This window comes from Ruminococcus sp. 8Y-12, assembly GCF_058119865.1.
Genome location: NZ_CM176623.1, coordinates 4,788,553 through 4,805,229, shown reverse-complemented (window position 1 = coordinate 4,805,229; position 16,677 = coordinate 4,788,553). Strand labels below are relative to the sequence as shown.

Sequence of the window (16,677 nt, the reverse complement as noted above, 5' to 3'; positions counted from 1 at the left end):
TCCAAAAAGCCATTTTCCAAACAATAACCGGAAAATGGCTTTTGACCTTATACATTATTTTCTATTTGCGCGCTTTCTCATAGTAGGATCCAATATCTTTTTGCGGATGCGCAGGCTCTTTGGCGTGATTTCCAAAAGCTCGTCCGTATCAATAAACTCCAGAGCCTCCTCCAGGCTCAGGACCTTGGGTGTGGTGAGCTTCAGTGCATCGTCGGAACCGGAGGCTCTGGTATTGGTCAAATGCTTGCTCTTGCACACATTCAGCTCAATATCTTCCGTCTTTCCGCTCTGGCCGATAACCATACCGGAGTACACCTTTTCACCCGGTCCGATAAAGAGAGTGCCCCGGTCCTGGGCATTGAACAGACCGTAGGCCACGGATTCTCCGGACTCAAAGGCAATCAGGGAACCCTGCTTGCGGTACTGGATATCTCCCTTGTAGGGGCCGTAGTCGTCAAAAATAGTATTTAAGATTCCATTTCCCTTGGTGTCGGTCATAAACTCACCCCGATATCCAATCAGGCCTCTGGAGGGGATGGAAAACTCCAGCCGGGTATAACCCCCGCTGGCCATGCTCATTCCCTGAAGCTCACCTTTTCGGAGGCTCAGCTTCTGGATAACACTGCCGGAAAACTCTTCAGGGACATCCACGTATGCAATCTCCATAGGCTCCAGCTTCCTGCCTCTCTCGTCCGTGTGGTAGAGCACCTCTGCTTTGCTGACCGCAAATTCATAGCCCTCACGGCGCATATTCTCTATCAAAACAGAGAGGTGCAGTTCACCGCGGCCGGAAACCTTAAAAGCCTCTGTGGTCTCCGTCTCCTCCACGCGCAGGCTCACATCTGTGTTCAGCTCCCGGAACAGGCGGTCGCGCAGGTGGCGGGAGGTAATGAATTTGCCTTCCTTTCCGGCCAGAGGGCTGTCATTTACAATAAAGTGCATTGCAATGGTGGGTTCGGATATTTTTTGGAAGGGAATGGCCTCCACGTGCTCCGGGGAGCACAGGGTATCTCCTATGTGGAGGTCTGCGATCCCTGAGATAGCTACAATTGAGCCTACAGTGGCCTCCTGGACCTCCATTTTATTTAGTCCATCGAACTCATATAGCTTACTTATTTTCACTTTTTTTTGTTTGTCGATCTCATGGTGATTGACAAGTACGCAATCCTGGTTTACTCTGATGGTACCATTGTCCACTTTGCCAACGCCAATACGGCCTACATACTCATTGTAGTCTATGGTGCTGATCAACACTTGAGTGCCGGCTGACTCGTCGCCTTCCGGTGCGGGGATATACTCTAATATGGTTTCAAACAGAGGAATCATATCCCTGGGCTCATCATCCATATTGCGGACAGCGTAGCCGTTTTTCGCAGAGGCAAACAGGAAGGGGCAGTCTAACTGGGCAGAAGAAGCATCCAGATCCATCAGCAGCTCCAGAACTTCATCGATGACCTCATCAGGGCGGGCTTCAGGGCGGTCAATTTTATTTATGCACACTATAACTGGCAGATCCAGCTCCAGCGCTTTTCTTAAAACAAATTTAGTCTGGGGCATGGAACCCTCAAATGCGTCCACTACCAGGATAACGCCGTTCACCATTTTTAATACACGTTCGACCTCGCCGCCGAAATCTGCGTGTCCTGGAGTATCAATTATATTGATTTTCGTATTTTTGTAGAATACTGCCGTGTTTTTTGATAAAATTGTTATACCGCGTTCGCGTTCGATATCGTTGGAGTCCATAACGCGCTCCACAACCTCCTGGTTGGCACGAAATACACCGCTTTGTTTTAGCAGCTCATCCACCAGCGTGGTTTTACCGTGGTCTACGTGGGCAATAATTGCAATATTACGAACATCTTCTCTTTTCATAAATTGGATTTCTCTCTTTCTTCTTAAGGGTATATCTTCTTATATCTAAGTATGGTGTGATTTTAACTTATACAGTTTATCACATTTTCACAAGATTACAAGGGGTTTTCAATATTTCAGGTATTTTTTGAAAAATTTGAAAAAAATAGTTCTAAGAGAGAAAGAGACGTCATAAACATATTTATATACCAAATACGAAAAGAGATACTTCGTAAGAAGAAGGGAGAACAATTATTCATGGCAGATAAGGTTATTGAAAACAATCAGGTATCCATTATGGGACAAATTGCATCAGAGTTCGTGTTCAGTCACGAGGTCTTTGGAGAGGGATTTTACATGCTGGACATTTTGGTAAAGCGCTTAAGCGATTCTTATGACAGAATACCAGTGATGGTGTCCGAGCGACTGATTGATGTTACACAGGATTTTCAGGGAGAGTACATACAGATTGCAGGACAGTTCCGCTCCTATAACAGGCACGAAGAAAAGAAGAACAGGCTGGTACTGTCTGTGTTTGCCAGAGAGGTCAGCTTTGTGGAAGAAGAAAATGACAGAATGAAGACCAATCAGATCTTTTTGGATGGGTATATCTGTAAAGCACCTGTTTACCGCAAGACACCCCTGGGGAGGGAGATTGCAGATATGTTGATTGCGGTAAACAGGCCTTATGGGAAATCGGACTATATTCCCTGCATATGTTGGGGTAGAAATGCCAGATTTGCCTCCAGCTTTGATGTCGGGGGGCACGTTCAGGTGTGGGGAAGAATTCAGAGCAGGGATTATATGAAGAAGCTGGAGGGCGATCTCACAGAGAAACGCACCGCATACGAGGTTTCCGTGAGCAAGCTGGAATATATCGAATAAATATAACTGTTACTGCATAAATCCATTAAAAGCGCCTGGGGCGATGGGATTTATGCACTCTTGAATCATGTTCTTACGGTATGCGCAGTAAATGCGCACACCTGCCTGAACTGTTACGATTCGGTACGAGACAGTTCAGAATGAATATTGCATTTTCCGCCAGTTTGTAGTAATATTAAGAAATTGTAAGCAGGCGTTGAAAATTGAGAGGTGCGTTATGGATAAAGGCTTAGTGCATATTATATTCGGTGAAGGAAGAGGTAAGACAACTTCTGCTATTGGGCAGGCAATCCGGGCAGCCAGCGAAGGGAAATCTGTGATTATCATCCAATTTCTGAAGGAGAAGCAGAGGGATGATATCGGCTTTATCAGGCGTCTGGAACCGGAGATCAAGGTTTTCCGGTTTGAAAAGACAGAAAAGTCTTTTGACAGCCTGTCGGAAGAAGAGCGGCAGGAAGAGATTCAGAATCTGAGAAACGCTCTGAATTTTGCCAGAAAGGTGTTGGTTACAGAAGAGTGCGATGTACTGATCCTGGACGAGGTGCTGGGGCTTGTGGAGCACGGCATTGCCGGCGCTTCTGAAATCCGTGGGCTGTTGGAAGCAAAACATGATGACACGGAATTGATTTTAACGGGCATTTATGAAGGAAGAGAATTTTGGGACCTGGCCGATGTGGTGACAGAAATGGTAACGAAAAAGAATCATTGACAAGGTTTTTTAATAATGCTATAGTTAAAACAACTAAATAGTTTTGAGTAGAGGTTGCGTTTTTCATCAGTAACCCGCTGGATGTGTTCAGGCACAGTGGAATGCGGGGGAAAGGGGAGAACGCCGAAAGATGCAGTACCTGTAACTGCATGCTTGGGCATACAGTGAATAACTGTATGACTGTCATCGTATTACGATGGGGAGCTACCTGAAGAAAGAAAACTATCGTGTATCACGATTCTTTAGGGCAGACTCTCATTGGTCTGCTCTTATTTTTAAGGAGGAAAAGATATGGCTATTTTCACAGGCGCAGGTGTTGCCATTGTTACACCAATGAAGGAAAATGGAGAGGTAAATTACGAAAAATTAGGGGAACTTTTGGAGGAGCAGATTGCCAATTCCACGGATGCCATCATTATCTGCGGAACTACCGGAGAGTCTTCCACGCTTTCACATGAGGAGCATCTGGATGTGATCAAGTATGCGGTGGATAAAGTCGCAAAGAGGATACCTGTGATTGCGGGAACAGGTTCCAACAGCACGGAAACAGCAGTATACCTGTCTGTTGAGGCGGAGAAGTACGGAGCGGATGCCCTGCTTTTGGTGACCCCCTATTACAATAAAGCTACACAGAAGGGCCTGATCGCCCACTACACCGAGATCGCAAGCTCTGTAAAGGTGCCCATTATCCTTTACAATGTGCCCAGCAGGACAGGTTGCAATATAACTCCGGAGACAGCGGTGTATCTGGCTAAAAACGTGGAGAACATTGTGGCTATCAAGGAGGCAAGCGGAAATATATCACAGGTTGCAAAGCTTATGCAGTTGGCGGATGGATGTATTGACTTATACTCCGGAAATGATGACCAGATTGTTCCTTTGATGTCATTGGGCGGCAAGGGTGTTATCTCTGTACTCTCAAACATTGCACCCCAGCAGACCCATGATATTGTGGAGCTGTTTATGGAGGGCAAGGTGCGTGAGAGCTGCGCGCTGCAGTTAAAGGCGCTGCCTTTGATTAACGCACTCTTCAGTGAGGTAAATCCCATTCCTGTGAAAAAGGCTTTAAACCTCATGGGCAGGGAAGCCGGACCCTTGAGAGGGCCGCTGACCGAGATGGAGGAGGCCAATGCTGAGAAGCTGGCCAGGGAGATGGTGGACTTCGGACTGAAGCTGAAATAGAGCTACGCCTTCCCCGTGAGCAGAGAAAACGGAGAAATACCAGCAGATAAGGAGTAGAGATATGGTAAGGATAATAATGCATGGGTGTAACGGGCATATGGGCCAGGTGATTTCGCAGCTGGTAAAAGAGGACCAGGAGGCCCAGATCGTTGCGGGAATCGATCTGTATGACAACAGGGACAACGGGTATCCAGTATTTAAAAGCATCTGGGACTGTGATGTGGAGGCGGATGCCATAATTGATTTTGCGTCCCCAAAGGCGGAGGATGATCTGCTTGATTACTGTACAGAGAAAAAGGTGCCGGTTGTGGTCTGCACTACAGGACTCAGCCCTGAGCAGGTACAGAAAATACAGGATACTTCAAGACAGGTGGCAGTTTTGAAATCTGCGAACATGTCCCTGGGCGTCAACACTTTGCTGAAACTGCTGCAAGAGGCAGCCAAGGTGCTGGCCCCGGCTGGATTTGACATGGAAATCGTGGAGAAGCACCACAGACACAAGGTGGATGCGCCCAGCGGGACAGCTCTTGCTATGGCTGACAGCCTGAACGAGGCGCTTGGAAATTCCTACACTTATACCTTTGACCGCAGTCAGGAGCGCAAAGCCAGAGATGAAAAGGAAATCGGCGTGGTGGCTGTGAGAGGTGGAAATATCGTGGGAGAGCATGAGGTCATTTTCGCAGGCACGGATGAGGTGATCACCTTTAAGCACACAGCTTATTCCAAGGCTGTCTTCGGAAAGGGGGCCATTCAGGCCGCAAAATTCCTGGCTGGCAAAGGCCCTGGATTTTATGATATGAGCGATGTGATCAACGCTTGACAAGAACGATTCGAGGAGGAATTAATTTATGGATCAGGAGTATGAAATCAAGTATCTGAAGAGCCTGGCAAAGCTGTATCCAACCATTGCCTCTGCCTCCACAGAGATTATCAACCTCCAGTCTATTTTAAACCTTCCAAAAGGAACCGAGCATTTTATGACGGACATTCACGGAGAGTACGAACAGTTTCTCCATGTTCTGAAGAATGGGTCAGGTTCTGTGCGCAGAAAAATTGATGAAGAATTTGGAAACACACTGAGTAGCCGGGACAAAAAAAGCCTGGCTACTTTAGTTTATTACCCAAAGCGCAAGTTGGATATGGTGGAAAAGACAGAGGATAATCTGGAGGACTGGTATAAAATCACCCTGCACAGGCTGATCCAGATCTGTAAGAGAGTGTCATCCAAATATACCCGCTCCAAAGTGCGCAAAGCGCTTCCCAAGGACTTTGCCTACGTCATTGAAGAGCTGATCACAGAAAAGGAGGAGGTGCAGGATAAGGAGGCTTATTATAACTCCATTATCAGCACCATCATCCGGATTGGAAGTGCTAAGGACTTTATTATTGCCATGAGCAATCTGATCCAGAGGCTGGTCATTGACCATATTCACATTGTGGGGGATATCTATGACAGGGGACCTGGTCCGCACATTATCATGGACAGGCTGATGCAGTATCACTCTGTGGACATCCAGTGGGGCAACCATGATGTCACATGGATGGGAGCGGCTGCGGGCCACCAGGCCAGTATAGCCAATGTGATCCGGATTGCGGCCAGATACGGGAACCTGGATATGCTGGAGGAGGGGTATGGTATCAATCTAATACCCCTGGCAAACCTGGCAATGAATACATACGGGGATGACAAGTGCAGCTGCTTTAAAATCAATTACAATGCAGATGAGTATAACACAAAGGATCTGGAGTGGGACAGAAGGATTCAGAAGGCTATCGCTGTCATCCAGTTTAAGCTGGAGGGCCAGATCATCAGGCGCAGACCCGAGTTTGGCATGGAAGACAGGCTGATGCTGGATAAGATGGATCTGGAGCGGGGGACTATTCTGGTGGAGGGGGAGGAGTATCCATTGGAGGATACCAATTTCCCCACCATTGACCCCTCAGACCCCTATGCCCTCTCTTTGGAGGAGGAAGAGGTGATGGAGCGGATACAGTCTGCTTTTGAAAAGTGTGAGAAGCTGCAGCGCCACGTGCGTTTCCTGTTCTCTAATGGAAGCCTCTATAAAGTGTTTAATGGAAATCTGCTGTATCACGGATGCGTTCCCTTGAATGAGGACGGAAGCTTCCGGAAGGTGAATGTCTTTGGCAGGGAATACAGCGGGAAGGCACTGTACGACATTCTGGAGGTGTATGCCAGAAAGGGCTACTATTCACAGCTGGATCTGGAGGAGCGCTCAAAGGGGCAGGACATTCTCTGGTACATATGGTGCAACGGCAATTCACCGGTATTCGGCAAGGACAAGATGACGACCCTGGAGCGGTATCTGGTCAAAGATCCTAAAACCCACCATGAGGAGAAAAATCCTTACTACCGGTATATTGAACAGGAGGGCACCGTGAATCAGATCCTGGAGGAGTTTGGACTGGACGTTAACGAATCCCATATTGTCAACGGGCACATGCCAGTGAAGGTCTCCAAGGGGGAGACACCCTTAAAGTGCAACGGCAAGCTGCTGATCATTGACGGTGGTTTCTCCAAGGCTTATCAAAAGGTGACAGGAATTGCCGGGTATACCCTGGTATACAATTCCTACGGGATGAGGCTGGTGGCCCACGAGCCCTTTGTCTCCCTTGAGGAGGCTATTGCAAAGGAGACGGATATCCACTCTGAGAGCATGGTGGTGGAGCGCGTGATGCGCCGCAGAACGGTGGCCGATACGGATATCGGAAAAGAACTGCGGGAGAGCATCACAGAGCTGGAACGGCTTGTGGAAGCTTACCGCACAGGTAAGATTATAGAAAAGATTTGACAAGATACCAGGTGTGGTTACTATTCACTCAGGTCTGAGCATATACTGCGCAGACTGTAAGAAAATGATTCAAGAGTGCATAAATCCCATCGCCGAAGGCGATTTTGCATGGATTTATGCATGTTACTGTGAACGAGTGAACAGTAACCGGGCGCGGAATAAAATTGTGAAAATTTCATGAAGTCAGTTGTATTTGAATCATTGAAAAGCTATAATCAAGGCGGATGCACAGTATTGATGAGGAGGAGAGTACAGATGAAAAAAAGAGTATGCTTTGCAGCTGCCCTGCTGCTTGGCCTTTCCATGATCGGATGTCAGAGCAGCCCTCAGACAATCGCCACGGAGACAGAGAAACAGTCAGTGAAAGTGGAGACAGAAACAAAGAGCGAGACGGAGACGGAATCAGAGACGGAGACCGAGACAGAAAAAGAAACCGAAGCGCAGCAGACCAATACGATTATTGGCTCCATGGAAGAGATAGATATGGATCAGATCACGGTTCTGACGGATAATGGAAATGAAGTGATCTTATCAATCCGGGATTCTGAGCTGGATTTCCGAAACGGATTCCGGGTGGGAAACCTGGTGTCTGTGGAATATACAGGCGAGATCGTAGAAAAAGACAGCACTGCCGGGGAGGTAAAGGTGGCCCGGGTGGCGGACTCCGCAGACGTAAAAGTGATACCTGGGGATCAGGAGAGCGAGACGGAATCCGAGAGCCGGGAAGGCTCTGAGGAGGAGCCGGAAAGCGGAACTGGATCAGATATGGACCCGGAGGCAGAAAACTCGGATTTAGAGAATCCAGAGTCAGAGAATCCGGAGGATGCGGACCCGGAGGAAACCGAAGAAGAGTCAGAGTCCCAGGAACCGGCCAAAGAGCTGAGGGGAGCTGTGGAACATGTGGCCATGGGGGAAATGACCATTGTCACAGAGGAGGAAGAGAAACTGACCTTTAAGATTGCCAATGTCCGAATGTATTTTGCAAAGGGCATGACCAGGGGAACCAAAGTGGTGGTCTCTTACACCGGGGAGGTGTCCGGGGCAGACACGGATCAGATGAATGTGATCTCTGTACAGAATGACACAGCTGACGCGGAAAAAGTTAAGAAGGAAAAGCCAAAGAGGCAGACATCGAAGAGCGGGACAGAATCGGAATCAGAATCGGAATCAGAGTCGGAATCAGAGTCGGAATCCGTAAGCGAGACACAGACAGAGACGGATTCAGAAAAAGGAGAGTAAGCGATGAGCGTATTGTTTGTAGAGTATCCCAAATGCACCACCTGCCAGAAAGCGAAAAAATGGCTGGATCTGCATGGAATAGCCTATGAGGACAGACACATAAAGGAGGACAACCCCACGGCAGAGGAACTAAAAGAGTGGCACCAGAGAAGCGGGCTGCCCCTGAAGCGTTTCTTCAATACCAGCGGTATGCTGTACAAGAGCCTTCAGCTGAAAGATAAGCTTCCTGGGATGAGTGAGGAGGAGCAGTATCAGCTGCTCTCCACAGATGGAATGCTGGTAAAGAGGCCCCTGATTGTGGGGACAGATTTCGTACTGACAGGCTTTAAGGAAAAAGAGTGGGAAGAAAAACTGTTTTAAGAAGTAAGTCTGAAGTGCAGAGTGCACAAGTTCCTCATGATTGAGCAGCTTGTGCATTTTCTTCTTACATAATGCCAGGAGGGGCAAGGATGCAGATAGAGTACAGGGGTGAGCAGATTGAATATCATATTGTCCGCAGCCGCAGGAGAACGGTAGGGCTGACTTTAAAAGCCCCTTTTCAGGTGGAGGTGCGGGCATCCGGAGGAATCCCTTGTCAGCGGCTGAGAGATCTGGTGGCGGAAAAGGCGGATTGGATTGTCAGAAAGAGCAGGCAGTTGCAGGCATTGGATGCCAGGACCTCTGATCTGACCATCCCCGAAAAGAAGTATGAGGCTTACAGAGGGATGGCAGAGCAGCACATTCCCCGCCGTGTGGCAGTTTATGCCGGGAAGATGGGGGTGACGTATGGCAGAATTCGCATTAAGGATCAGAAGACGCTCTGGGGGAGCTGCAGCAGCAGGAAGAATTTGAACTTTAACTGGCGCCTGGTCATGGCGCCCGGTGAAGTGTTGGACTATGTGGTAGTGCACGAGCTGTGTCACTTAAAGCATATGAACCACTCCGCAGAGTTTTGGGACTGTGTGGAGGAGATTTTGCCGGAATACCGTGAGCACAGGAGATGGCTGAAGGTACACGGCGGGGAACTGAGCCGGGTGCAGCCGGATGCGTGAAGTTTGGAAAGCAGACGGGAAGGTACGGCAGGGAAAGGTACCTGCTTTTGTGAGCGGCAGAAAAATTAAGAAGAGAGTTGGAGGAGTAGAAGGATGCGGGAACAACTGACCAAAAGTGATGTAAAGAAGATCCAGGAGGAGATTGAGTACCGGAAACTGGTGGTCCGCAAGGAGGCCATTGAGGCAGTGAAAGAGGCCAGAGCTCAGGGGGATCTGAGTGAGAATTTTGAGTACTATGCAGCCAAGAAGGATAAGAATAAGAATGAGAGCAGGATTCGCTATCTGGAGAGGATGCTGAGGACTGCGCAGATTGTCTCCGATGAGTCCGGGGAGGACGAGGTGGGAATTAATGATACGGTACAGATCTACATCGAGGACGAGGATGAGACGGAGACTTACCGCGTGGTGACCAGCATCCGGGGGAATTCCCTGGAGGGGCTGATCAGCACAGAGTCCCCCATTGGAAAGGCCATCCTCAGGCACAGAATCGGGGACCGGGTGGAGGTGAGGGTTAATGAGAATTTCTCCTACTATATCAGGATCAAATCCATTGAAAAGACTGGGGAGGAAGGCACTGACCGGATACGGAGCTTTTAATTTCACGTGAGCCTTTGCCGGATATGGGGCTTATTATTGCAGGTGCGCTCTGAACGGGCTGCTTCCAGGGGGGGCTCTGCCTTGATGTCAGTGATCAGATCAAACATGGCCTGCATGGCAGGAGTGACCCATTTGCCTTTGTGGTAAATGAGCTGGCGCCAGATTTCGATAGGGCAGTCGGTGACATTCAGTGCGACTAAGTCACCGGCTGCCAATTCTCTTTCCACCACAAATAGAGGGAGCAGGGACAGCCCCATGCCGTCCAGAACAAACTGCTTAATCATCTCCGTGTTTCCAAGTTCCAGGCAGGGGGTCAACTCCAGGCCCCGGGAGGCCAGGATATGGTCCAACTGCATGCGGTAACTCATGTGCTTTTCTGTGAGGAGAAAGGGCAGAGACACCAGCTGGGATAGAGACAGCCCGGGCATCTGCGCCAGAGGGTGGCCCGGAAGGGCTGTGAAGCACACGGGCTCGGGCTTATCCTGAACTATCACCAGGTCGGACTGGTAGATTCTGCGGTCCAGCGTGTAGATTAAGTCTGCTTCATTCTGCGCCAGCATTCGGAACATGTCATCTGTTCCCCCTGTGCGCAGGATGATGTTCACCTGGGGAAAGCGTCTGCGATATTCCGTGAGTATGGACGGAAACAGAGAGATGCTCAGAGATTCCGCCATGGCGATGCGCAGTTCTCCGGATTCCAGGGGAGTATGCTGCACTGACTTTTTTGCGGTCTCAGACATGCGGACCAGATTTTGGGCATGTTCCAGAAATATCTGCCCCTGCTGGGTAAGGGAGACTGTGCGCCCTACCCGGTCAAAGAGCGGAGTTCCAAGCTCCCTCTCCAGCTGGCCGATCTGGGTCGACACAGCGGACTGGGAGTAGCCAGTCTCTCTGGCAGCCTGGGAAAAACTGCGCAGTTGGGCCACGCGTATGAAGGTGGCCAGAGTTCGTAATTCCATAGAAACCTCCTATCAAAATAAATGATGGAATCATTCGAATATATCAATTATTCAAATTGTTTATTTCATGATATACTGGTTCCAGAGTTTTATCAAGAAAGAATTTGGGGGTATTTTGTATGAATCGAGAACACTTTGGTTCCAGACTGGGATTTATTCTGGTGTCCGCAGGCTGTGCCATCGGATTGGGGAATGTGTGGAAATTTCCTTATATGGCTGGAAAATACGGGGGAGCGGCCTTTATTCTCCTCTATCTGGTCTTTCTGGTGCTTCTGGGAATGCCGATCATTGTGTGTGAGTACAGTGTGGGCAGGGCCAGCCAAAAGAGCATTGCCAGATCCTTTGATGTGCTGGAGCCGGAACATACCAGATGGCATGGAATGAAGTGGTTTGCCATTGCAGGCAATTATTTGCTGGTAATGTTTTATACCATGGTGGGGGGATGGATGCTCTACTACTGTTTCCGTATGGCAGGCGGAGAGTTTGCAGCTGCGGACTCAGCCAGGATTCAGCAGGGGTTTTCAGGGATGCTGGAGAGTCCGTCCACATTGATGTTCTGGACCTTTGTAGTCATCTGCCTGGCCTTTGGCATCTGCAGCATTGGACTGCAGAAGGGAGTGGAAAAAATCATGAAGGTTACCATGCTCTGCCTTTTGGGGATCATGGTTGTGCTGGCTGTGCGCTCGGTGACTTTAAGCGGTTCATCAGAGGGAATCCGTTTTTATCTAATACCGGATTTTAAACGCATGGCGGAGAATGGGATTGGAAATGTGGTCTTTGGGGCCATGAGCCAGGCCTTCTTCACACTGAGCATCGGTATGGGCGGTATGGCGATCTTTGGAAGCTATCTGGATAAAAAACGTTCTCTCACCGGGGAGGGACTCAGCGTGGTGTTACTGGACACCTTTGTGGCCCTGATGGCCGGACTGATTGTCATTCCGGCCTGCTTTGCCTATCAGGTGGAGCCCGATGCCGGACCGGGGCTGGTGTTTCTGACTTTGCCCAACATCTTCAGCCGCATGGCTGGGGGAAGAGTTTGGGGATCTCTTTTCTTTCTATTCCTCTTCTTTGCTGCCCTGTCCACCATTGTAGGGGTATTTGAAAATATCGTATCCTTTGGCATGGATATGTTCGGATGGAGCAGAAAAAAGACGGTATGCGTCAATATTGCGGCTATTGCAGTACTGAGTATTCCATGTATACTGGGCTTTAATGTGATTTCAGGCGTACAGCCTCTGGGAACAGGAACGAATATCATGGATCTGGAGGATTTCCTGGTGTCCAACAACATTCTTCCCCTGGGTTCTGTAGTTTATCTGCTGTTTTGTACTCATAGGAATGGATGGGGCTGGCAAAATTTTATGCAGGAGGCAAATACCGGTCATGGAATCTCCTTTCCGCAAAAGGTGCGTTTTTATATGACTTATATTCTGCCCTGGATTGTGGTGGTGATTTACCTGAAAGGGTACTATGATATGTTTAGGGATAAGGGAAATGTGATGCTTGGAATCTGGATGGCCATTGCAGTGGCGTTTCTGGGGATGATCGTTTGGCTGACGGGAAAAAGAAAGAGCAGTCAATCATAAGGAATAAAAAAGAATCCCGCTTGCAGGATTCTCCGCCTGCGGCGGGTCGCTTTAGCGACATAATTCCTTTCCGCCGCTGTGCGATCCCAGCGGAGCGTTTTTTGGTATCATAGGAAAGTTCAGAGGACTTTCCTATGATATATAAAAAAGAGCTGAATCAGTGACGGGGCTGTCACATTCAGCTCTTTGCAATGAAATCATTGGGGTGCGAATACTGGCGGCAGCTGCGAGAGTACCATTAGCACGGAGCAGCTGGCGTTCATAGTATTACCAGGGATGGAATGCGCCGTTGGAATCGGTAGCGCCGTCATCTGATAAAGTATAGGTAATACCGTTTTCATCTGCCCAGCTTCCGTTTGCATTCTGGGTCAGCTTTACCAGGGTGCCATCGTTACGGTAAAGCTCCACAACGCTGCCGTCATCTGTGCCCTGTCCCGAAGCGGGAGGATCATAGAAGAAATCCGTCCCATTGCTGTCTTTTACGCCGTTTTCGTAGAAAGTGTAGACCGTTCCATTCTTATCTACCCAGTCACCGCTGCTGTTCTGTGTGGTTGTTATGGTGTTTCCCGACGAATCGTAAAAATACCGCTCTTCCCCGGCGCTGGAGGTACCCTGTGAGGAGTCAGATTGTGTATCCTTCTGGGACTCAGACTGTGCTTCGGACGGTTTCTGGGTCTCTGTCTGCTTCTGTGTTTCTGTCTGCTTTGTCTCGGTCTGTTTCGCCTCGGTTTGTTTTGTTTCTGTTTGCTCAGTGGAAGCCTCTGTCTTCTTTTCCGTCTCGCTCCCTTTTCCTTTGCAGGCCGAGAGGGAGAGGATGCAGACCAGTCCCAGAGCCATAGCAGCCATGAACTTTCTATATCTCTTCATTGTGTTGCCCTCCAATCTTCTTAATTTGTACTGTTTTATTGTAACGCACTCCGTAAAATATGTCAATTTTATTACGAGATAATAAGAAAATATTAAGATAACTTTACAAAATATAGAAATGACAATCATTATTGAAAGGAAAAAGGCCTTATGATATAGTTATTAACATGGGTTTGAAAGGGCGGAGAAAAATGAAAGGACTGGGAACCATTGTGAATGTGGCTGCCGTTATTTTGGGCGGCGGTGTTGGCATGTTTTTGAAAGAAGGGCTTAAGACACGGTATCAGGAAATACTGATGCAGGCCCTGGGTGCTGCCACTATTTTTATTGGTGCAGCGGGGGCTTTGAAGGAGATTTTTTCAGTGGCAGGGGGCGGCCTGGAGACGGGTGGAACTATGATGCTGATTTTTTCCCTGGTTTTGGGGTCTTTGGCCGGAGAGTGGATCAACATTGAGCTGTGGATGGAGCGGTTTGGTGTTTGGATAAAAAGTAAGGTGAAGGGAAAGGATGACCCCAGATTTGTAGAGGGATTTGTCACTACCTCGCTGGTGATCTGTGTAGGGGCTATGGCCATTGTAGGGGCATTGCAGGACGGGCTTACGGGAGATGCCTCCATGCTGTTTTCCAAAGCAGTGCTGGACGGTGTTCTGGTCTTGGTTTTTGCGTCAACGCTGGGGAAAGGTGCGATCTTCTCCGCAATTCCGGTAGGGATCTTACAGGGGAGCGTCACCATGTTTGCCGGAGCGCTGGCACCGGTTTTGACGGATCAGACTATATCCAGCCTGTCCCTTGTGGGTTCTGTTCTCATTTTCTGCGTGGGTGTAAACCTGGCTTTTGATAAGAAGTTCAGGGTGGGGAATATGCTGCCAGCATTGGTATTTGCGGTGATTTACAGTGTGATTCCCTTAACAATATAGTATAAGAAAGGTTTTGAGAAGAATGGTCAGTACCGTGATTTTTGATATGGATGGGGTGCTAATTGATACAGAGCGGATCTGCGCACAGGCGTGGCAGGAGAGCGGTAGGCTGCATCAGGTATCGGACATACAGGTAACCATCAGGGAGTGCATTGGGCTCAATGAGGGGGATACCAGGGCTTATTTTATGAAAAAGTATGGGATGTATTTTCCATATGAAGCTTTCCGTTGTGATTCCTCCAGAATTTTCTGGGAGATTGCGGACCGGGACGGGATACCGGTAAAGCCGGGAGTGTATGAGCTGATGGACTTTCTGCAAGAGGCGGGATTTCGAGTCGGGCTTGCCAGCTCCACGAAGGAGAGCAGCGTGCGCTCACATATGGAGAGGACAGGGCTGATTGACTATTTTCAGAAAATCGTGACCGGGGATATGGTGAAGCACAGCAAGCCCCACCCAGAAATTTATCAACTGGCATGCAGCCAGATGGGAGCGCCTCCGGGGAAAACCATTGCCATTGAAGACTCCCCAAACGGCATCCGTTCGGCCTGGGAGGCAGGGCTTAAAACCATAATGGTACCGGATATGATCAAACCCGATGATGCGGTGAAAGCAATGCTGTATGGCTGTTTTCCCAGTCTTTTGCAAGTAAAAGAATTTTTAGAAGAGATGGAGAAGTGATGAATCAGAATGAATTATTAGGGACTAAAAAGATCGGACCCCTGCTGGCCCAGATGGCTCTTCCAGCCATTACCGCGCAGGTGGTCAATATGCTTTACAATATTGTAGACCGGATTTACATCGGCCATATACCGGACATCGGGGCAATGGCTCTGACGGGGGTGGGACTATGTTTTCCAATACTCATGATTATAACCGCATTCAGCAGTCTGATCGGTATGGGTGGAGCTCCCAGGGTATCCATGAAACTGGGAAAAAAGGAAAACGAAGGGGCAGAAACCGTCATGGGAGGCTGCTTTGCTGCGCTGCTTGTGCTGGCTGTGGTGCTGACAGCGGCATTTCTGATTTGTGGTAAGCCGCTGCTGTATCTCTTCGGTGCAAGTGAGAATACCATTGGATATGCCCAGGGGTATATGAACATCTATGTGATGGGAACTCTTTTTGTGATGATCGCTTTGGGAATGAATCCATTTATCACAGCCCAGGGATTCTCCACAATCAGCATGCTGACCACACTGATCGGCGCTATTGTGAACATTGTGCTGGACCCCGTCTTTATCTTTGTGCTGGGGATGGGCGTTCAGGGGGCTGCACTGGCCACTATTTTGTCCCAGTGCGTGTCCGCGGTCTGGGTGATGTATTTTTTAACCGGAAGGAAGACGGTTTTGAGGCTGAAAAAAAGGAATATCCGTCTGAGGGCATCCGTGATTTTGCCAGTGCTAGCTTTGGGTGTATCACCATTTATCATGACCAGCACAGAGAGTCTGCTGAATATCTGCTTTAACACATCCCTTCAGAAATTCGGGGGAGATATGGCTGTGGGTGCCATGACCATCATGAGCAGTGTGATGCAAATGATGTCACTGCCTATTCAAGGACTGGCCCAGGGGGCGCAGCCCATAGTCAGCTTCAACTATGGAGCTGGGAAGCTGGACAGGGTGAAGCAGGCATTTTTCAGGTTGTTCTGGATATCGGTGGTGGTGTCTACCGGATTTTGGGCGCTGAATATGCTGATCCCTACCCTGATTCCATCTATTTTTGCTGGGAATGCAGAGCTGAAAGAGATATCGGGATGGGCAAACCGCATATACATGGGCGGGGCGTTTATGCTGGGTGTCCAGTTTTCCTGCCAGCAGACCTTCATCGCGCTGGGGGAGGCAAAGATTTCCCTGTTTTTGGCTTTTCTGCGGAAGATTATACTGCTGATTCCATTGATCTTTATACTGCCGAACTTCTTTGGGGATAAAGTGTTCGCGGTATTTCTGGCAGAGCCGGTGGCGGATATATTGGCGGCAACCACCACTTTTGGAATGTTTGCATGGAAGTTTAAGAAGATTATGGCAAAAGTTTAAATTTTGACCG

Annotated in this window: 16 protein-coding genes and 1 riboswitch; of the genes, 13 read left to right on the top strand and 3 right to left on the bottom strand. The window is 48.8% G+C overall.

The window, feature by feature from the left end:
* Positions 1-54 precede the first annotated feature (54 nt).
* Positions 55-1,875 carry a translational GTPase TypA gene (gene typA / locus AC0THY_RS19520; protein WP_489992250.1) on the bottom strand — a complete coding sequence of 607 codons (1,821 nt, stop codon included), beginning with the start codon at positions 1,873-1,875 and terminating at the stop codon, positions 55-57.
* 237 nt (positions 1,876-2,112) lie between these two features.
* Between typA and AC0THY_RS19515 the strand changes: the two genes are divergently transcribed.
* The 9 genes from AC0THY_RS19515 to AC0THY_RS19475 all read left to right on the top strand — a co-directional run bounded on the left by AC0THY_RS19515 (position 2,113) and on the right by AC0THY_RS19475 (position 10,307).
* Positions 2,113-2,739, top strand: coding sequence for a single-stranded DNA-binding protein (locus AC0THY_RS19515; protein ID WP_489992249.1), 627 nt, complete (start codon positions 2,113-2,115; stop codon positions 2,737-2,739).
* Positions 2,740-2,956: 217 nt separating this feature from the next.
* A complete protein-coding gene (locus AC0THY_RS19510; protein WP_489992248.1) occupies positions 2,957-3,448 on the top strand; it encodes a cob(I)yrinic acid a,c-diamide adenosyltransferase in 492 nt (163 codons plus the stop codon).
* A gap of 40 nt (positions 3,449-3,488) precedes the next feature.
* A riboswitch (Lysine riboswitch) is annotated at positions 3,489-3,663 on the top strand.
* 76 nt (positions 3,664-3,739) lie between these two features.
* The gene (gene dapA / locus AC0THY_RS19505; RefSeq protein ID WP_489992247.1) at positions 3,740-4,630 is read left to right on the top strand and encodes a 4-hydroxy-tetrahydrodipicolinate synthase; all 891 of its coding nucleotides are present in this window, start codon (positions 3,740-3,742) and stop codon (positions 4,628-4,630) included.
* Positions 4,631-4,691: 61 nt separating this feature from the next.
* Positions 4,692-5,450, top strand: a complete 759-nt coding sequence (gene dapB, locus AC0THY_RS19500; protein WP_489992246.1) for a 4-hydroxy-tetrahydrodipicolinate reductase — start codon at positions 4,692-4,694, stop codon at positions 5,448-5,450.
* 28 nt (positions 5,451-5,478) lie between these two features.
* Complete coding sequence (locus AC0THY_RS19495) at positions 5,479-7,440, top strand: fructose-1,6-bisphosphatase (RefSeq protein ID WP_489992245.1); 1,962 nt, start codon at positions 5,479-5,481, stop codon at positions 7,438-7,440.
* 255 nt (positions 7,441-7,695) lie between these two features.
* A complete protein-coding gene (locus AC0THY_RS19490; protein WP_489992244.1) occupies positions 7,696-8,679 on the top strand; it encodes a hypothetical protein in 984 nt (327 codons plus the stop codon).
* Positions 8,680-8,682: 3 nt separating this feature from the next.
* Positions 8,683-9,039, top strand: coding sequence for an arsenate reductase family protein (locus AC0THY_RS19485; RefSeq protein ID WP_489992243.1), 357 nt, complete (start codon positions 8,683-8,685; stop codon positions 9,037-9,039).
* A gap of 89 nt (positions 9,040-9,128) precedes the next feature.
* Entirely contained in the window at positions 9,129-9,710 is a 582-nt protein-coding gene (locus tag AC0THY_RS19480; protein ID WP_489992242.1) for a M48 family metallopeptidase, read from the top strand.
* A gap of 93 nt (positions 9,711-9,803) precedes the next feature.
* Complete coding sequence (locus AC0THY_RS19475) at positions 9,804-10,307, top strand: GreA/GreB family elongation factor (RefSeq protein ID WP_489992241.1); 504 nt, start codon at positions 9,804-9,806, stop codon at positions 10,305-10,307.
* A 2-nt stretch (positions 10,308-10,309) separates the two neighbouring features.
* Here AC0THY_RS19475 and AC0THY_RS19470 read toward each other — a convergent pair whose 3' ends face one another.
* A complete protein-coding gene (locus AC0THY_RS19470; protein WP_489992240.1) occupies positions 10,310-11,266 on the bottom strand; it encodes a LysR family transcriptional regulator in 957 nt (318 codons plus the stop codon).
* Between the two features lie 119 nt (positions 11,267-11,385).
* On the opposite strand from AC0THY_RS19470, the gene AC0THY_RS19465 reads away from it, so the two are divergent.
* Entirely contained in the window at positions 11,386-12,852 is a 1,467-nt protein-coding gene (locus AC0THY_RS19465; protein ID WP_489992239.1) for a sodium-dependent transporter, read from the top strand.
* A gap of 267 nt (positions 12,853-13,119) precedes the next feature.
* Here AC0THY_RS19465 and AC0THY_RS19460 read toward each other — a convergent pair whose 3' ends face one another.
* Entirely contained in the window at positions 13,120-13,719 is a 600-nt protein-coding gene (locus tag AC0THY_RS19460) for a hypothetical protein (RefSeq protein WP_489992238.1), read from the bottom strand.
* Between the two features lie 191 nt (positions 13,720-13,910).
* Between AC0THY_RS19460 and AC0THY_RS19455 the strand changes: the two genes are divergently transcribed.
* The 3 genes from AC0THY_RS19455 to AC0THY_RS19445 are packed head-to-tail and all read left to right on the top strand — an operon-like array spanning position 13,911 to position 16,667.
* A complete protein-coding gene (locus AC0THY_RS19455) occupies positions 13,911-14,636 on the top strand; it encodes a DUF554 domain-containing protein (RefSeq protein WP_489992237.1) in 726 nt (241 codons plus the stop codon).
* Between the two features lie 22 nt (positions 14,637-14,658).
* Entirely contained in the window at positions 14,659-15,315 is a 657-nt protein-coding gene (locus AC0THY_RS19450) for an HAD family hydrolase (RefSeq protein WP_489994223.1), read from the top strand.
* Complete coding sequence (locus tag AC0THY_RS19445; protein ID WP_489992236.1) at positions 15,315-16,667, top strand: MATE family efflux transporter; 1,353 nt, start codon at positions 15,315-15,317, stop codon at positions 16,665-16,667. The genes AC0THY_RS19450 and AC0THY_RS19445 overlap by 1 nt, the downstream gene beginning before the upstream one ends.
* The last annotated feature ends 10 nt before the right edge of the window (positions 16,668-16,677 follow it).